The following is a 16,994-nucleotide window of genomic DNA, read 5'->3' on the forward strand; positions in this document are numbered from 1 at the left end:
CACGTACTTTTCTCATCATCAACGGAGGCGGGCATGAGTCATTCGGTAGGCCCCAGCACGGGCGGAGCGTCGGGAGCGGGGTCGGAGCACTCCGATCCCGGATCGGCGTCGATCCTCGATGTCGTCAAGGTCTTCGCCAGGCTGCTGCCCAAGCAGCTCAAGGACGAGGCGCAGCTCGCCAAGCTCGAGCTCACGGAGAAGGCGAAGACGCTGGGCAAGGGCGCGGCCTTCGTCGTCGTCGGCCTCGTGTTCCTGCTGCTCGCCACGATCGCCCTGGTCGGCGCGGCGATCGCGGGTCTGTCGCAGATCATGCCGGCCTGGCTGGCCGCCCTGCTGCTCGCCGTGCTGTTCCTGATCATCCTGGCCGTCGCGGCGCTCATCGGGGTGTCCACCATCAAGAAGGCCCTTCCGCTCGTGCCGCGCAAGGCGCTCTTCGGGGTCAAGTACGACCTCGGCGTGGTCAAGGAGGGCTCCGCCTACACCGAGAGCCGTGTCCAGCGCGAGGAGCAGCTTGCCCGCGAGCGCAAGGAGCAGGAGAAGCGGGAGGCCGCGCAGGACCCGGCCCAGCAGAAGCCCCCGGCGCCCACCGAGGAGCAGCTGCGGCACCGGCTCAAGCTGCGCCGCGAGCACCTCAAGACGCTGCGCGACGACGTGCAGGGCCGTGCGGAGACCATCCAGTCCACCACCAAGGGCTTCGTGGACCGCACCAGCCGCACCGTGAAGACCACCCCGAAGGATGTGAAGGGCCTCCTCGCCCAGGGCGGCGCGAAGTCCCGCTCGACCTCCGGCTCGTCCGCCGGGTCCGGCCTCGGCGAGCGGTGGCAGCCGCTCACGGTGCTGGCCGTTGCGGGGAGCGCGTTCGTCGTCTTCCTCCGCAAGCTGTTCCGGTGACGTCGCCGTCCATGGGTTCCCCGTGGACGAGCGCACCGGTCGAGGGCCCGGAAGCCACAGGCTTCCGGGCCTTCCCCGTGCGTTCACCGGGTGTCCACGCGCCCCGGGCCGGACGGGCGGGCCGGCTCGATAGACTCCCGGGCGTGACGACAGATCGGTGGATGCCATGAGCCAGTGGTTGGCGGTCGCCCTGGCGCTGCTCTCGGCCGTGTGCCTGGCCGTCGGGACGCAGCAGCAGGGCAGTGCCGTGGCGGACGTCGCGCAGGGACGGCTGCGCCTGCGCAGCATCGCGGTCCTGCTGCGCCGTCCCCGCTGGCTGCTGGGTCTCACCCTGCTGGGCCTCGGCACCGGCCTCAACGTCACCGCCCTGGGGCTCGCCACCGTGACGGTGGTCCAGCCGATCGGCGTGGTGGCCCTGGTGATCACCACATTGCTGCACGCACGGCACCGCCGGCTGCGGATCAACCGGCGCACCTGGACGGCGATCGGACTGTGCACCGCGGGCGGGGTGGTCTTCGTGACGTGCGCCGTGGCGGCGACCGACCCCGCCCGGGGCATCTCGCGGTGGGCCGAGCACACCGTGGTGGTCATGCTCGTGGTGCTGATCTGCGTCCTGGGGGTCTCCGCGGCGATGTTCGGCCGCAGCCTGGGCGGGACGTTCTACGTGGTGGGCGCCGGCATCCTCTACGGATTCGTGGCGGTGCTCGTGCGGCTGACCCTGATCCGCATCCAGGGCAGCGCCGGCACGCCCCTGGACGACGTCAACTGGTTGGCCGCGGGCACCGCCGTCGTCGCCGCCGTGCTGGGCGGGTGGTTCGTGCAGACGGCCTTCGCGTCGGGTCCGCCGGACCTCGTGATCGCGGGGCTGACCGTGATCGACCCCATGGTGGGCGTGCTCCTGGGGCTGCTGGTGCTGGGCGAGGCGGTGCCGGGCTTCTCCGTCCCGGTCGGGATGCTCATGGCCGCGGCAGGCGGCGTTGCTATAGTCGGGGTCGCCGTGCTCTCACAGCACCACCCGGAGGTGCTCGAGCGCCGGGCCGAACGCGCACGGCAGGACCGGGCGCAGCCCCCCTCGGGCTCCGCCGCACGCCCCGCAGCATCCGACCGCCCCACGGCATCCGACCGCCCCGCACACGACCGACCGGGAAGACACGCTTGAGCGCCCACACCGCCTCCGCCGCACGCCCCCTGATCGTCCTCCTGGGCGCCGAGACCTACCCCCCGGACGTCAACGGGGCCGCGCAGTTCGGGCACCGTCTGGCCCGGGGCCTGCACGAGCAGGGCCACCGGGTGCACGTCCTGTGCGCACGGCCGGACCCCGGGCCGTCGTACCGGGCCGAGGACGACGGCGTGGTCGAGCACCGGCTCCGCTCCCACCGGGCCTTCACCCACCCGTACTTCCGCCTGTGCTTCCCGTGGCAGGTGGCCGGGGAGATCCGCCGCGTGCTGGACGAGGTGCGCCCCGACGTCGTGCACGTCCAGTGCCACTACATCCTCGGCCGGATGCTGGTGCGGGAGGCCCGGCGGCGGGGCATCCGCACCGTGGCCACCAACCACTTCGTCCCCGAGAACCTGGAGCCGTTCCTGCCGTTCCCGGCATGGGTTCTGAACCGCTACCGCGCGGTGTCTTGGCGGGACATGGTGCGGGTGTTCGGCGCCTGCGACGTGGTGACCGCACCGACCCCGCTCGCGGTGGAGGCCATGCGCCGCAACGGCTTCCCCGACACGGTGCTCGCCGTGTCCAACGGGATCCGGATCGCCGACTACGAGGCCCACGACGGCGAGCGGCGGCAGCCGGCCGCGCACCCGACCGTCCTGTTCACCGGCCGGCTCGCGGTGGAGAAGAACGTGGACGTGCTCATCGAGGCGATCTCCGTGCTGCCCGCCGAGCTCGACGCCCACCTGGAGATCGTGGGCGACGGCGAGCAGCGGCCCGCGCTCGAGAAGCTGGCGCGTGCCCTGGGGGTCGCCCACCGGGTCCGTTTCCTGGGCTACGTCCCGGACGAGGGCCTGCGCGCGGCCTACCTGCGGGCCGACGTGTTCTGCCAGCCGGGCACGGCCGAGCTCCAGTCGCTGGTCACCCTGGAGGCGATGGCGGCGTCCCGGCCCGTGGTCCTGGCCGACGCGCGGGCCCTGCCGCACCTGGCCGAGGACGGCGTCAACGGCTGGCTCTTCGCCCCCGGCGACGCCCAGGACCTGGCGCGCAAGCTCGCCCTCGTCCTGGGCGCCCCGCGCGAGGAGCGCGCCCGGATGGGCCGGGAGAGCCGCCGCAAGGTCGCGCAGCACAGCTTCCCGCGGACCCTGGAGACGTTCCTGCGGCTCTACCGCGGCGAGCACCCGGAGTCCGTGCGCACTCCTGCTCCGGGAGCGCGCGAGCACCAGGAGCCGGCGCGCGCCCGCGCCGCGGGGCCACGACGGATCCGGACCAGGCTGGCCTCCCTCGTGCGGTAACGTGGTGCTGCGCCGCCGGGCCCGTCCCGGCGCGGGGCCGTAGCTCAGCTGGTCAGAGCAGAGGACTCATAATCCTTCGGTCGTGGGTTCAAGCCCCACCGGCCCTACCCGACACCCCTTCCACCGCGCGTCCCCCGGTGGGAGGGGTGCTTCCGTCCGCACGTCCCGTCCACCGGGTGCGCGTCCCCTGCGGATGTGGTGCACTGGTGGTCCGATCCGCGCACCACCCACCGAGAGGACGCCGAGATGAGCCGACGCACGCCGTGGAGCCTCCTCTCCGTCGCCGCCCTGGCGCTCGCCGCACTGACCGGCTGCGACACTTCCACCGAGGACGTAGAGGAGGGCGCTGACCAGGTCCAGCAGGAGGTCGAGGAGGGTGCCGACCAGGTCCAGCAGGAGGTCGAGGAGGGCGCCGGTCAGGTCGAGGAGGGCGCCGACCAGGTCCAGCAGGAGGTCGAGGAGGGCGTCGACGACGCTCAGGACGACGAGGGCTGAGCGGCCGCGCGCAGCCGCTCGGGCACGGGGAGCAGCACCGACGGCTCGAGCGCGCCGACGAACTGCAGCGGGTTGACGTAGTCGCCGTCCCGGCGCACGCCCCAGTGCAGACAGGTCCCCGGGCCGCAGTGGTCCCGGCCGCGCAGCACGCCCACGACCTGGCCGCGGTGCACCCGGTCCCCGGGGACCAGGGACGACTCGACGGGCTCGAAGCTCGAGCGCAGACCCCCGCCGTGGTCGAGCGTGAGCACCGGGCGGTCCACCACGAACCCCACGAAGGCCACCGTTCCCGCGGCCGGGGCGCGCACGGCGGCGCCCGGGCCCGCGTCCAGGTCCACGCCCCGGTGGCCCCGCGCCCACCGCTGGGCGGGCGGGACCCACTCGCCCACCACGGCCGGCCGCGGCGACAGGGGCCACGCCCACCCCTGGGCCGCCGAACCGGGGGAGGGGAGCAGCACCCCCAGCACGAGCACGATTGCGAGTCCCACCACGCCGGCCGACCCGGTCCGGGCACGGGGCCGGTGCAGGAGACGGAGGAGCGGGGAGGGTCCGGTGGGCATGTCCCGACTGTCCGCCACCGGAGCCGGGCGGAGGGCCGCCCGGCAGCGTGCTGTGGACGGTCCCGGGGCCCCTCCGGCAGCCCCCGGCCGGGTGCAGGGCGGACGAGGCCCTTGTAGTACACTCGATCCCGCAGTGTGCTCTGAGGCGCCCCTCGTGGCGCGCCCTCGCGCCCACCCGGACCCGGCCCCGACGCCGGAGCCGACGGCGCGGTGGCGAGCAGCTGACTTCGCGCGCAGCGCCGCCGGGACCTCCCGTCCCGGTCCGGCCGCCCCGGTCCGCGTTCCCCGTCCCGGCGGGGTGCGGCACGGCGGCCGGGAGACGGACCCGCAGGGTCCGCCCACCGCTGCACCAGGGGCTCGTCCGCCGGACGCAGCCGAGAACCGAACCCGCGGGCCGGGCGTCGTCGCACGCCCTCCCGCACGAGAGACCAGGAGACGACATGTCCGTCGTTACCATGCGCCAGCTCCTCGACAGCGGCGTGCACTTCGGCCACCAGACCCGCCGGTGGAACCCGAAGATGAAGCGCTTCATCTTCACCGAGCGCAACGGCATCTACATCATCGACCTCCAGCAGTCGCTGTCCTTCATCGACCGCGCCTACGAGGCCGTCAAGACCACCGTGGCCCACGGCGGCACCATCCTCTTCGTCGGCACCAAGAAGCAGGCCCAGGAGGCCATCGCCGAGCAGGCCACCCGCGTGGGCATGCCCTACGTGAACCACCGCTGGCTCGGCGGCATGCTCACGAACTTCGCCACGGTCTCCAAGCGCATCGAGCGCATGAAGGAGCTCGAGGAGATCGACTTCGACGACGTCGCCGGCTCGCAGTACACGAAGAAGGAGCTCCTCCTCCTGCGCCGTGAGAAGGAGAAGCTGGAGCGCACCCTCGGCGGCATCCGCAACCTGACCAAGGCCCCCTCCCTGATCTGGATCGTGGACACCAAGAAGGAGCACCTCGCGGTGGACGAGGCCCAGAAGCTGGGCATCCCGGTCGTCGCGATCCTCGACACCAACTGCGACCCCGACGAGGTCGCCTTCCCGATCCCGGGCAACGACGACGCCATCCGCTCCGTCAACCTCCTGACCCGCGTGATCGCCGACGCCGTGGCCGAGGGGCTCATGGAGCGCCACAACAAGAAGTCCGGCGGCGCCGACCAGGCCGCCGAGCCGATGGCCGAGTGGGAGCGCGAGCTGCTCGAGCAGCACGCCGCCGAGCAGACCGCCGCGACCGAGGCCCCGGCCGAGACCGCTGCCCCGGCCGAGGCCGAGACCGCCGCCGCGACCGAGGCCCCGGCCGAGACCGAGGCTCCCGCCGAGGCCCCGGCCGAGACCGAGACCGCCGCCGAGTAGTCTCCGTCCACCGTCCGTTTCCCCCGGCGGGGCACCGTCCCCGCCCGAGGCCGGCCGGGGCGGGCCCGTGCCCGCCCCGGCCGGCACCACCGACCGAGTGAGGAGTTTCCATGGCGAACTACACCGCCACCGAGATCAAGGCCCTGCGTGAGCGCACCGGCGCCGGCATGCTGGACGTCAAGAAGGCGCTCGACGAGGCCGACGGCGACCTCCAGAAGGCGCAGGAGATCATCCGCGTCAAGGGCCTCAAGGGCGTCACCAAGCGCGAGGGCCGGGCCACGGCCGAGGGCCTCGTCGCCGCGCGCGTCGAGGGCACCGTCGGGTACATGGTCGAGGTCAACTCCGAGACCGACTTCGTGGCGAAGTCCGCCCCGTTCGTCGAGTTCGGCAACAAGGTGCTCGACGCCGCCGTGGCCGCCGACGCCACCACGCTCGAGTCCCTCATGGACGCCCAGGTCGACGGCAAGGCCGTCTCCGAGCTCGTCACCGAGACCGGTGCCCTGCTCGGCGAGAAGGTCGTCGTCCGGCGCATCGCCCGCGTCGAGGGCGACAACGTGGCCGTCTACCTGCACAAGACCTCCAAGGACCTCCCGGCGCAGGTCGGCGTGCTGCTGGCCGTGGCCGGTGCCGACGCCGGGCAGGTCGCCCACGACGTCGCCGTGCACATCGCCGCGATGTCCCCGACGTTCCTCTCCCAGGAGGACGTGCCCGCCGAGACCGTCGAGTCGGAGAAGCGCGTCGCCGAGGAGACGGCCCGCGCCGAGGGCAAGCCGGAGAAGATCCTGCCGAACATCATCAACGGCCGCCTCAAGGGCTACTTCAAGGACGTCGTCCTGCTGGACCAGGACTTCGCCAAGGACTCCAAGAAGACCGTCGGCAAGGTGCTCGAGGAGGCCGGTGCGACCGCCACGGCCTTCGCCCGCTTCCGCGTCGGCGCCTGACCGGTCCTCTCCCGGGCGCCCGGCGCCCGCCCGCGACGGAGGCGTTCCTGCACGGCAGGGACGCCTCCGTCGTCGTTCCCGGTCCCGCTTGCGACGACGCCCTCGAGGCCCCGGGGGCCGGCGCCCGGGGGCGGACGCGTTCTGTATGCTGAGGGAGGCCCGCCCCCCGCGCCAGCTGCACCCTCGCGGGGCCGAGCCGGTCCACGCAGCTCCGTCGTCGCCGGGAGGAACCATGCCCACCACTTCTGCCTCCGAGATCAAGGACGAGGCCCTGCGCCTGAGCAGGGACCCCCGGGTCGCCCCCGCCCGCCGCCGGGTGCTGCTGAAGCTCTCGGGCGAGGTCTTCGGCGGCGGCTCCATCGGGGTGGACACGCGCGTGGTCCGCGACATCGCCGAGCAGATCGCGGCCACCGTGGGCCAGGTCGAGACCGCCATCGTGGTGGGCGGCGGCAACTTCTTCCGCGGCGCGGAGCTCTCCCAGGCCGGCATGGACCGCTCCCGTGCGGACTACATGGGGATGCTGGGCACCGTCATGAACTGCCTGGCCCTGCAGGACTTCCTCGAGCAGTGCGGGGTCGACACCCGGGTGCAGTCCGCGATCAAGATGGAGCAGGTGGCCGAGGTCTACATCCCGCGCCGGGCCATCCGGCACATGGAGAAGGACCGGGTCGTGATCTTCGGCGCCGGCGCCGGGCTGCCCTACTTCTCCACCGACACCGTCGCGGCCCAGCGGGCCCTGGAGGTCCACGCGGACGAGGTCCTCATGGCGAAGAACGGGGTGGACGGCGTCTACACGGCGGACCCCCGCACGAACCCGGACGCCCAGCGGCTGTCCACCCTCACCTACGGCGAGGCCCTCGCCCGCGACATCCGCGTCATGGACCAGACGGCCTTCAGCCTGTGCCGCGACAACGACGTGACGATGCGCGTGTTCGGCATGGAGGGCGAGGGCAACGTCACCCGCGCCATCCTCGGGGAGCAGATCGGCACCCTCGTCACCGCGTGAGCCGGCGCCGGGCGGCCCCCGGTTAGACTGGGGCGAGCACGGCCGGGCGGCGTGGTTCCCGCGCGGCGACCGGCCGAACCGACCCCGCGCGGAGGACTCCGTGCGACACGACGAAGGAGCCCCTACGTGATCTCAGAGACCATGTCCGAAGCGAAGACCAAGATGGGCAAAGCCGTGGAGGGCGCCAAGGAGGACTTCGCCGCGATTCGCACCGGCCGGGCCAACCCCTCCCTCTTCTCGAGCCTGCTGGTCGAGTACTACGGCACTCCCACCCCGCTCCAGCAGCTCGCCTCCTTCCAGAACCCCGAGGCCCGCACGCTGCTCATCACGCCGTACGACCGCTCCGCCCTCAACGACATCGAGAAGGCGCTGCGCAACTCGGACATCGGGGCGAACCCCGCCAATGACGGCAACGTCATCCGCGTGGTCATGCCGGAGCTGACGCAGGAGCGGCGCAAGGAGTACGTCAAGGTCGTCGGGCACAAGGCCGAGGAGGCGCGCGTCTCCGTGCGCAACATCCGCCGGCACGCCAAGGACCAGATCGAGAAGGCCGTCAAGGACGGCGACATCGGCGAGGACGAGGGCAAGCGCGCCGAGAAGGACCTCGACGCCGCGACCAAGAAGCACATCGACCAGATCGATGAGATGCTCAAGAACAAGGAAGCGGAGCTGCTGCAGGTCTGATGCCGGACCAGCCGCGACCGCACCAGGAGACGAAGGCTTCCCCGGGAACCGCCGGGGGGGCCTTCTCCCCGCGTGCCCGGCCGGCGCCCGTCCGGGCCGGCGCCGCGACGACCCCCGGCACGCCGGGGCGCCGGCACACCGCCCCCTCCCGCGCCGGCCGGAACCTGCCGGCCGCCGTGGGCGTCGCCGTGGTGCTCATCGGGACCCTGCTCGTCGGGCTGTTCGTCCAGCCCCTCGTCCTGGCGCTCTTCGCCGGGACGGCGGCGGGGATCGGCGTCTGGGAGGTCGGCCGGTCCCTGCGCTACCGCGGCATCGTCATCCCGCGCGTCCCGGCGGTGACCGCGGGCGTGCTGATGCCGGTCGCCGCGTTCGCCGGTGGCGGCGAGGCGCTGATGATGGCCGTGATCGTGGGGCTGACGCTCGTGATCGTCTGGCGGGCCCTGGGGGGCCGGGACGGCATGATCCTGTCCATCATGGGCTCCGTGTTCGCCCTGGTCTGGGTGGGCTTCCTGCTGAGCATCGCCCTGCTGCTCTACCACACCGAGGCGGGCCCCCTGAAGGTGCTCACGGTCATCCTGCTGGCCGTCGGCTCGGACACGTGCGGCTACGCCGTGGGCGTGGTCTGGGGCCGCCACCCCATGGCGCCGCGGATCAGCCCCAAGAAGTCCTGGGAGGGCTTCGCCGGGTCGCTGGGCGGCTCGGTGCTGATCGGCGTCCTGTGCGCCGTGCTGCTGCTCGACCACGCCTGGTGGGAGGGCGCCGTGCTCGCCGCGGTGCTCGTGCTCGCAGCCACCCTCGGCGACTTCTCCGAGTCCATGGTCAAGCGCGAGCTGGGGATCAAGGACATGGGCACCCTCCTGCCCGGCCACGGGGGCGTGATGGACCGGATCGACTCCATCCTCTTCGCCGTCCCCGCCGGGTACCTGCTCTTCGAGCTCTTCGCCGCGAGCGCCTGAGCCCGGCGTCCAGGACCCGCAGCCCATGCCTCCCGACCGCCCCGGAGCCCGGCCGGCCACCGCCCGCATCCCGCGGTGCACCGAGGCCGAGCGCGGCTACGACGTCGTCCAGGTGGACGAGCTCCTGGCCGGCGTGCACGCGGCCCTGCAGGACGCGCCGCCCGGTCCCGGACCGGCGCACCGGTCCGGGGCCGTGCTGAGCACTCAGGTGCGCGCCGCCGTCTTCGCCGACGCGCGGGGCGGTTACCGGCCGGAGGCCGTCGACGGGCTGCTGGACGCGGCCGAGGACGCGCTGGCCGCGGCCGAGCGCGAGCAGTGCCTGCGCGACCGGGGCCCCGAGGCCTGGCAGGAGCACGTCGACGCCCTGACCCGGCTGCTCCGGAACCGTCTCGACCGGCCGCGCACGCAGCGCTTCCGGCGCCCCTCCCGGCCGCGGGCCCAGGGCTACTCCGCGGCCCACGTGGACGTCCTCTGCGAGCGCCTGGGCGCCCGGCTGGAGGGCGCCGCGGACCTCGCGCCGGCCGAGCTGCGCCGGGCCGTGTTCCCGCCCGCGCAGGGGGAGCGCAGCTACGAGGAGCAGCAGGTGGACGCCTTCCTGGACCGCGCCGTCCAGCTGCTCCTGGCCTCTCGCTGAAACAGGCTCTCCGAAGCCTCTGTGTATACATGCTGGACCGGTCCTCGTCCAGAAACGCCGTTCCGTGTTCATCCCGACCCCTGAAAAGCAACTTTTGGGTGTCACGCCTTGCTCCTGTGCATACAACGGCCTAGTGTGGGCCACATCACATGAGGAGGTAGCCCATGTCCACCCAGCCACCCATCGACGCCGACGACCTCGTCGCCGACATCGATTTCCCCGCGGCCCAGCGGTCGCCAGAGTTCCAGGAGCTGCGGAAGACCCATCGCGGCTTCGTCTTCCCGCTCGCCGTCGCCTTCCTGGTCTGGTACCTGCTGTACGTGGTGCTCGCCATGTACGCGCCGCAGCTGTTCGCCATCCAGGTCATCGGCAACGTCAACCTCGGCGTCGTCCTGGGACTGCTCCAGTTCGTCACGACCTTTGCCATCACAGGGGCCTACGTGTCCTTCGCCAACCGCAAGCTGGACCCGAAGGCCACGGCCATCCGGGAGCGTCTCGAGCCCAGCCTCGGCACCACCGGCGGCGTCCACGGACAGGAGAACTGACCGATGCACCAGCTGCACACCGCGCTCGCGCCCATGACGGCCGCCACCACGGAGACGGTCGGCACGCCCTGGATCAACATCTCCATCTTCGGCGCGTTCGTCGTCGTCACGATGGTCATCGTCCTCCGCGCCTCGAAGTCCACGTCCACGGCGGCCGACTACTACGCCGGCGGCCGTGGCTTCAGCGGCACCCAGAACGGCCTGGCCATCGCGGGCGACTACCTCTCGGCGGCGTCCTTCCTGGGCATCGTGGGCGCGATCGCCCTCCAGGGCTACGACGGGTTCCTCTACTCCATCGGCTTCCTCGTGGCCTGGCTCGTGGCGCTCCTGCTGATCGCCGAGCTGCTGCGCAACACCGGCAAGTTCACGATGGCGGACGTCCTGTCCTTCCGCCTGCGCCAGCGCCCCGTGCGCGTCGCGGCGTCCATCTCCACCCTCGCCGTGTCCGCGTTCTACCTGCTGGCCCAGATGGCCGGGGCGGGCGCCTTGGTGTCGCTGCTGCTGGGCATCAGCTCGCGGGTCGGGCAGTCGCTGGTCATCGTGGTCGTGGGCGTGCTCATGATCGTCTACGTCCTCGTGGGCGGGATGAAGGGCACCACCTACGTGCAGATCATCAAGGCGGTGCTCCTGGTCTCCGGCGTGGCGGTCATGACCGTCTGGATCCTGGCGCTCTACGGCTTCAACTTCTCCTCCCTGCTCGGTGACGCGGTCGCCGTCTCCGGCAACCCGGCCATCCTCGAGCCGGGCCTGAAGTACGGCGTGAGCGAGACCAGCAAGCTGGACTTCATCTCCCTGGGCCTGGCCCTCGTCTTCGGCGCGGCGGGCCTGCCCCACGTGCTCATGCGCTTCTACACGGTGCCCACGGCCAAGGAGGCGCGCACCTCCGTGGTCTGGGCCATCTCGCTGATCGGCCTGTTCTACCTCTTCACCCTCATCCTGGGCTTCGGCGCGGCGGCCCTCATCGGCGCCGAGCGGATCCAGGCGGCACCCGGCGGCGTGAACTCCGCGGCCCCGCTGCTGGCGTTCGAGCTCGGCGGGTCCCTGCTGATGGGCATCATCGCGGCGGTGGCCTTCGCCACGATCCTCGCGGTCGTCGCCGGCCTGGCCATCACGGCCTCGGCCTCGTTCGCCCACGACATCTACACCAGCGTGATCAAGAAGGGGAACTCCGATCCCCGCAAGGAGCTGAAGGTGGCGAAGACCACGGTGGTGGTCATCGGTCTCGTCTCCATCGCGGGCGGCATCGGCGCCCAGGGCCAGAACGTCGCGTTCCTCGTGGCGCTCGCCTTCGCGGTCGCGGCCTCGGCGAACCTGCCGACCATCCTGTACTCCCTGTACTGGCGGCGCTTCACCACCCGGGGGGCGGTCTGGTCCATGTACGGCGGCCTGATCATCTCGGTGGGCCTCATCGTCTTCTCCCCGGTCATGTCCGGCACCGAGACGTCGATGATCCCGACGGCCGACTTCGCGTGGTTCCCGCTGCAGAACCCGGGCATCGTCTCGATCCCGGCCTCCTTCCTGCTCGGCTTCATCGGTTCCATGACGGAGCGCCGTCTCGAGGACCCGATCAAGCAGTCCGAGATGGAGGTGCGCTCCCTCACAGGCATCGGCGCCGAGAAGCCCGTCGCCCACTGACGGATTCCCCGCTCCCACCTGGGAGGATCCACCGGCCCGCCCGAAGCCCCGGCTTCCGGCGGGCCGGTCCGCGTCCGGGAGGAACGCGTCGATTGGCTAACGGGAACAGACAGGCGGCTGACCGTCGGCTAGGGTGAGGCGCAGAAGCAACCTCAGGGTATTCCAGGGATACTCGCCGGTTGCGTACAATAAAAGTCCCTCCCGGGACGGATAAGGAGCCATCATGGGAATCATCAGCTGGATCATCCTCGGCCTCATCGCCGGCGCCCTCGCCAAGCTCATCATGCCGGGCAGCCAGGGTGGCGGCATCATCGTCACGATCGTCCTCGGCATCGTGGGGGCCCTCCTCGGAGGCTTCCTCGGCTCGCTGATCGGCATCGGGGACCTGGAGTCCGCGTTCGACATCGGCACCATCATCACCGCCGTCGTGGGAGCCCTCATCGTGCTCTTCATCTGGGGCGCGGTCTCCGGCCGCAAGGGTCGCGCCACGCGCTGACCCCACCCCCGTCGGTCGCCGAGGCCCCGTCCACCGCTCCCGGTGGACGGGGCCTCGGCCCGTTCCGGGCCGTCCGCAGGCACCCCCTGCGGGCACCGCACCGAGGAGTGGCGCTGGGGGATACTGGGGCCATGACGCCCCCCGCCACCTCGCCCCGCACCCGCCCGACACCCGAGCTGCGCGCCCTGGCCGCCGCCGGCCCCCGCCGGATCAGCGTCCTCGGCTCGACGGGCTCGATCGGCACCCAGGCGCTCGACGTCGTGCGGGCCGCCCGCGAGCTCGAGGGCGCGGACCCGTTCACCGTGATCGCCCTCGCCGCCGGACCACGGCACCTCGAGCTCCTCGCCGAGCAGGCCCTCGAGACCCGCGCCGTGCTCGTGGCGACCAGCGGCACCGCCCAGGACGCCGCCCGGCTGGCCGGCCTCATCGCGGACGGGGCCGCGTCCGCCGGGGCCGGGGGATACCGCCCGGACGTCGTGCACGGGCCCGACGCCGCGTCCGCGGCCGCCGCCCACCCCGACGCCGACCTCGTGCTCAACGGGATCACCGGCTCCATCGGGCTCGCCCCCACGCTGGCGGCGCTGCGGGCCGGGCACCGGCTCGCCCTGGCGAACAAGGAGTCCCTGATCGCCGGCGGCGCCCTGGTCAAGGCCGCCGCCGCGGCCACCGGGGACCCGGACGCCCTGATCCCCGTGGACTCCGAGCACTCCGCGCTGGCGCAGGCGCTGCGCGGCGGCACCGCCGCGGAGGTGGACCGGCTCGTGCTGACGGCCTCCGGCGGGCCCTTCCGCGGCCGGTCCCGGGCGGAGCTCGAGACGGTCACGCCCCGGGACGCGCTGCGCCACCCGACGTGGGACATGGGCCTGATGGTGACGACCAACTCGGCGACCATGGTGAACAAGGCCCTCGAGGTGCTCGAGGCCCACCTGCTCTTCGACGTCCCCCTCGAGCGCATCGACGTGGTGGTCCACCCCCAGTCGGTCGTGCACTCCATGGTCCAGTTCGTGGACGGCTCCACCCTCGCCCAGGCCTCGCCCCCGGACATGCGCCTTCCCATCGCCCTCGGCCTGGCCTGGCCGCACCGGGTGCCCGGGGCCGCCCTGCCGTGCGACTGGACGCGCGCCACGGAGTGGACCTTCGAGCCCCTCGACCCGGTGGCGTTCCCCGCCGTCGAGCTCCTCAAGGCGGCGGGGGAGCGGGGCGGGACCTTCCCCGCCGTGTTCAACGCGGCCAACGAGGAGGCGGTGCACGCCTTCCACGACGGCCGGATCCGGTTCCCCGCCATCGTGGACACCGTCGAGGCGGTGCTGGGCGAGCACGACGACGACGGCCCGCTGGAGCTCGAGGCCGTGCTGGCGGCCGAGCGCTGGGCCCGCCGGCGGGCCCGCGAGGTCCTCGCCCGCTGACCGGGCCGGGCCCGGCCCCGCCGCACGTGCTAGTCTGTCAGGCGGATGACGAGTCCCAGCGTGCAGCCCTGGCTTGCTGGGCGGCAACCCTCTCCCGTAGTGGGGTGCCCCAGGTGAACCATCCGGCACCGGCCGACGACGGCCGGCGGCAAGTACGGTCCGACCGCGCACGCGCCCTCCGGCGCGCCCTCGACCGTGGCCGCCGGACCCGTTGGCCCCGGTGGAGACCTCCGACACCCCGGACCCACGGAAAGGCACCACATGCGATCGCAGCGCCTCCCCTTCCTCGCCCTGGCCACGACCCTCGCCCTCACCGCCTGCGGCGGCTCCGCCGGGGAGTCCTCCGGCGAGGGCGTGCTCGCCGACGACAAGGTCACCATCGGCGTGGTGGGCACCGACCCGACCCACGACGCCCTCCAGCGGGTGGCCGAGGAGCAGGGCATCACCGTCGAGTACGTCGACTTCTCCGACTACAACCAGCCGAACCCCGCCACCGAGTCCGGTGACGTGGAGATGACCTGGTTCCAGCACGTCCCGTTCCTCGCCGACTACAACAACGCGGCCGGCGGCTCCATCACCCCGATCGGCTCGACCTCGATCTACCCGCTGGGCCTGTACTCCAACCAGTACGACTCCGTGGAGCAGTTCCAGGAGGGCGACGAGATCGCGGTGCCCAACGACGCCGTGAACCTCTCCCGGGCCCTGCTCGTGCTCGAGGCCGCAGGTCTCGTGGAGCTGACCAGCGACACCCTCATCCCCACCGAGCTCGACGTCGACACCGAGGCCTCCACGGTGCGCGTCACCCCGGTCTCCGCGGAGCAGACGGTGCTCTCGCTCGACTCGGTGGCCGGCTCGGTCATCAACAACGACTTCCTCTCGCGGGCCGACATCGACCCGCAGTCCGCGCTCGCCCAGGACGACCCCGAGTCCGAGGGCTCCCGCGCCTACGTCAACCTCTTCACCACCACGGAGGAGCTCGCCGACGACGAGACCCTCCGGCAGGTCGCGGACCTCTACCACGAGCAGGCCGTGCTCGACGCCGAGATGGAGGAGACCAAGGACACCGCCGTGCCGCTGCAGCTGGAGCCGGAGGAGCTCCAGGAGCTGACCGCGCGCTACCAGCAGGAGCTGAAGGACCAGGAGCAGTGAGCGCGGCGGTCCCCGCCGGGCCGCCCGCACCCGGGCGCCCGGACGAGGTGCTCGTCTCCTTCCGCAACGTCTCCAAGACCTTCCGCACCGGCTCGGGGCGGGCGGCGCGCGAGGTGCTCGCGGTCGACGACGTCACCCTCGACGTCCGCCGCGGCGAGATCTTCGGCGTGATCGGCTACTCCGGGGCGGGCAAGTCCACCCTCGTGCGCCTGATCAACGGGCTCGAGCCCGTGTCCTCGGGCTCCCTGACCGTGGAGGGCTTCGAGGTGGCCGGCCGGCGCGAGACCGAGCTGGCGCCCGTGCGGCAGGAGATCGGGATGATCTTCCAGCAGTTCAACCTCTTCACCTCCCGCACCGTCGCCGGCAATGTCGAGTACCCGCTCAAGCGGGCCGGCTGGCCGAAGGAGAAGCGCCGGGCGCGGGTGGCCGAGCTGCTCGAGTTCGTGGGCCTCGCCGCCCGCGCCGGCAACTACCCGGAGCAGCTCTCCGGGGGGCAGAAGCAGCGCGTGGGCATCGCCCGCGCGCTGGCGACCAGCCCGAAGCTGCTCCTGGCCGACGAGTCGACGAGCGCCCTCGACCCGGAGACCACGCAGGAGGTGCTGCAGGTGCTGCAGCGGGTCAACCGGGAGCTCGGGATCACGATCGTGATCATCACCCACGAGATGGACGTGGTCCGCGCGATCGCCGACCGCGTGGCCGTGATGCAGGACGGGAAGGTCGTGGAGCACGGCTCCACCGTGGACATCTTCGCCCGGCCCCGCACCGAGACCGCCCGCCGCTTCGTCTCCTCCGTCCTGCACTCGGTGCCCGACGCCCGTGAGGTCGAGCGGCTGCGCCGCGCCCACCGGGGGCGCCTGGTGATCGTGGACGTCGGCGACGGCGTGGACATCGGCGGGGTGCTCTCGGACGGCGCCGCCCGCGGGGTCCGCTTCACCATCGCCTACGGCGGGATCAGCGTGCTCCAGGAGCAGTCGTTCGGGTCCCTGACCTTCGAGCTGACCGGTGCGGACGCGGCCGTGCAGGCCGTGGTCGACGAGATGTCCCGCATCACGACCCTGAGAGAGGTGGCCGCGTGAACGACTGGTCCGTCCTGGGACCTGAGCTGCTGTCCGCGCTCGGGGAGACCCTCTACATGGTGGCGGTCACGCTGCTGCTCGCCGGCCTGCTCGGTCTGCTCGTGGGCGTCGGCCTCTACGTCACCCGCCGGGGCAACATCCTGGAGAACCGGGCGGTGCACGAGGGCCTCAACCTCGTGGTGAACTTCGTCCGGCCGATCCCGTTCATCATCCTGCTGGCCGCGCTGGGACCGGTGACCCAGGGGGTCGTCGGGACCCGGCTGGGGCCCAACGCCGCGATCTTCGCGATGACCATCGGGGCCATGTTCGCGGTGGCGCGCATCGTCGAGCAGAACCTCATGAGCGTGGACCCCGGGGTCGTGGAGGCGGCCCGCTCCATGGGCGTCTCCCGCGGCCGGATCATCACCACGGTGATCCTGCCCGAGGCGCTGGGCCCCCTGGTGCTCGGCTACACGTTCCTGGTCATCGGCATCACGGACATGTCGGCGATGGCCGGGGCCATCGGCGCCGGCGGCCTGGGCGACTTCGCCCTGCGCCTGGGCTACCAGCGGTTCAACGACGAGGTCACGTGGGCGGCGGTCGCCGTCATCGTGGTCCTGGTCCAGCTCGTGCAGGTGGTGGGCAACCGGCTGGCCCGCCGGATCCTGCGCCGCTGAGGCGCCCCGCCCCGCAGCCCACCGACGGCCGGTGCGCCTCCCTCCCGGGAGGGCACCGGCCGTC

The 16,994-nt window shown here is 72.4% G+C and carries 18 protein-coding genes, 1 tRNA gene and 1 riboswitch; of the genes, 18 read left to right on the top strand and 1 reads right to left on the bottom strand.

Translation table 11 applies throughout. The features are described from left to right. The first annotated feature begins 33 nt into the window (after window positions 1–33). From RF640_RS05630 to RF640_RS05650, 5 genes are all read left to right on the top strand, one after another. Window positions 34–891, top strand: a complete 858-nt coding sequence (locus RF640_RS05630; protein ID WP_017834120.1) for a phage holin family protein — start codon at window positions 34–36, stop codon at window positions 889–891. Between the two features lie 166 nt (window positions 892–1,057). Further along, window positions 1,058–2,050 carry a DMT family transporter gene (locus RF640_RS05635; RefSeq protein ID WP_368827051.1) on the top strand — a complete coding sequence of 331 codons (993 nt, stop codon included), beginning with the start codon at window positions 1,058–1,060 and terminating at the stop codon, window positions 2,048–2,050. Continuing rightward, on the top strand, window positions 2,047–3,342 hold the full coding sequence (locus RF640_RS05640; RefSeq protein WP_368827053.1) for a glycosyltransferase: 1,296 nt from the start codon (window positions 2,047–2,049) through the stop codon (window positions 3,340–3,342). Before RF640_RS05635 ends, RF640_RS05640 begins: the two co-directional genes overlap by 4 nt. A 33-nt stretch (window positions 3,343–3,375) precedes the next feature. Next, window positions 3,376–3,449, top strand: a tRNA-Ile gene (locus RF640_RS05645). A gap of 139 nt (window positions 3,450–3,588) precedes the next feature. Then, window positions 3,589–3,837, top strand: coding sequence for a hypothetical protein (locus RF640_RS05650; RefSeq protein WP_017834127.1), 249 nt, complete (start codon window positions 3,589–3,591; stop codon window positions 3,835–3,837). Here RF640_RS05650 and RF640_RS05655 read toward each other — a convergent pair. Then, window positions 3,819–4,397, bottom strand: coding sequence for a M23 family metallopeptidase (locus RF640_RS05655; RefSeq protein WP_368827056.1), 579 nt, complete (start codon window positions 4,395–4,397; stop codon window positions 3,819–3,821). The genes RF640_RS05650 and RF640_RS05655 overlap by 19 nt on opposite strands. A gap of 440 nt (window positions 4,398–4,837) precedes the next feature. Here RF640_RS05655 and rpsB point away from each other — a divergent pair, with 440 nt between their 5' ends. The 13 genes from rpsB (at window position 4,838) to RF640_RS05720 (ending at window position 16,930) form a co-directional block, all read left to right on the top strand. After that, window positions 4,838–5,746: a 30S ribosomal protein S2 gene (gene rpsB / locus RF640_RS05660; RefSeq protein WP_017834129.1), complete on the top strand. Its 909-nt coding sequence runs from the start codon at window positions 4,838–4,840 to the stop codon at window positions 5,744–5,746. Between the two features lie 110 nt (window positions 5,747–5,856). Further along, window positions 5,857–6,687 carry a translation elongation factor Ts gene (tsf, locus tag RF640_RS05665; protein ID WP_017834130.1) on the top strand — a complete coding sequence of 277 codons (831 nt, stop codon included), beginning with the start codon at window positions 5,857–5,859 and terminating at the stop codon, window positions 6,685–6,687. A 232-nt stretch (window positions 6,688–6,919) separates the two neighbouring features. After that, window positions 6,920–7,693, top strand: a complete 774-nt coding sequence (gene pyrH, locus RF640_RS05670; RefSeq protein ID WP_017834131.1) for a UMP kinase — start codon at window positions 6,920–6,922, stop codon at window positions 7,691–7,693. Window positions 7,694–7,819: 126 nt separating this feature from the next. Next, window positions 7,820–8,377 (top strand): ribosome recycling factor, encoded by a 558-nt coding sequence (gene frr, locus RF640_RS05675; RefSeq protein WP_017834132.1) that lies wholly within the window; start codon window positions 7,820–7,822, stop codon window positions 8,375–8,377. Continuing rightward, window positions 8,377–9,333 (top strand): phosphatidate cytidylyltransferase, encoded by a 957-nt coding sequence (locus RF640_RS05680; protein ID WP_017834133.1) that lies wholly within the window; start codon window positions 8,377–8,379, stop codon window positions 9,331–9,333. The genes frr and RF640_RS05680 overlap by 1 nt, the downstream gene beginning before the upstream one ends. A gap of 25 nt (window positions 9,334–9,358) precedes the next feature. Next, window positions 9,359–9,967, top strand: a complete 609-nt coding sequence (locus RF640_RS05685; protein ID WP_095651366.1) for a DivIVA domain-containing protein — start codon at window positions 9,359–9,361, stop codon at window positions 9,965–9,967. Between the two features lie 164 nt (window positions 9,968–10,131). Beyond that, on the top strand, window positions 10,132–10,512 hold the full coding sequence (locus RF640_RS05690; RefSeq protein WP_017834135.1) for a DUF485 domain-containing protein: 381 nt from the start codon (window positions 10,132–10,134) through the stop codon (window positions 10,510–10,512). Between the two features lie 3 nt (window positions 10,513–10,515). After that, a complete protein-coding gene (locus RF640_RS05695) occupies window positions 10,516–12,147 on the top strand; it encodes a cation acetate symporter (RefSeq protein WP_109222385.1) in 1,632 nt (543 codons plus the stop codon). 223 nt (window positions 12,148–12,370) lie between these two features. Continuing rightward, on the top strand, window positions 12,371–12,643 hold the full coding sequence (locus RF640_RS05700) for a GlsB/YeaQ/YmgE family stress response membrane protein (protein ID WP_017834137.1): 273 nt from the start codon (window positions 12,371–12,373) through the stop codon (window positions 12,641–12,643). 131 nt (window positions 12,644–12,774) lie between these two features. Then, window positions 12,775–14,049, top strand: coding sequence for a 1-deoxy-D-xylulose-5-phosphate reductoisomerase (dxr, locus tag RF640_RS05705; protein ID WP_368827061.1), 1,275 nt, complete (start codon window positions 12,775–12,777; stop codon window positions 14,047–14,049). Between the two features lie 44 nt (window positions 14,050–14,093). Then, window positions 14,094–14,210, top strand: a riboswitch (SAM riboswitch). Between the two features lie 100 nt (window positions 14,211–14,310). Next, window positions 14,311–15,198 carry a MetQ/NlpA family ABC transporter substrate-binding protein gene (locus RF640_RS05710; protein ID WP_368827063.1) on the top strand — a complete coding sequence of 296 codons (888 nt, stop codon included), beginning with the start codon at window positions 14,311–14,313 and terminating at the stop codon, window positions 15,196–15,198. Further along, window positions 15,195–16,274, top strand: a complete 1,080-nt coding sequence (locus RF640_RS05715; protein WP_017834140.1) for a methionine ABC transporter ATP-binding protein — start codon at window positions 15,195–15,197, stop codon at window positions 16,272–16,274. Before RF640_RS05710 ends, RF640_RS05715 begins: the two co-directional genes overlap by 4 nt. A 56-nt stretch (window positions 16,275–16,330) precedes the next feature. After that, complete coding sequence (locus tag RF640_RS05720) at window positions 16,331–16,930, top strand: methionine ABC transporter permease (RefSeq protein ID WP_081615817.1); 600 nt, start codon at window positions 16,331–16,333, stop codon at window positions 16,928–16,930. Window positions 16,931–16,994: the final 64 nt, after the last annotated feature.

The sequence above is a fragment of the Kocuria sp. CPCC 205231 genome, assembly GCF_040980965.1.
Taxonomy (GTDB): domain Bacteria; phylum Actinomycetota; class Actinomycetes; order Actinomycetales; family Micrococcaceae; genus Kocuria; species Kocuria rosea.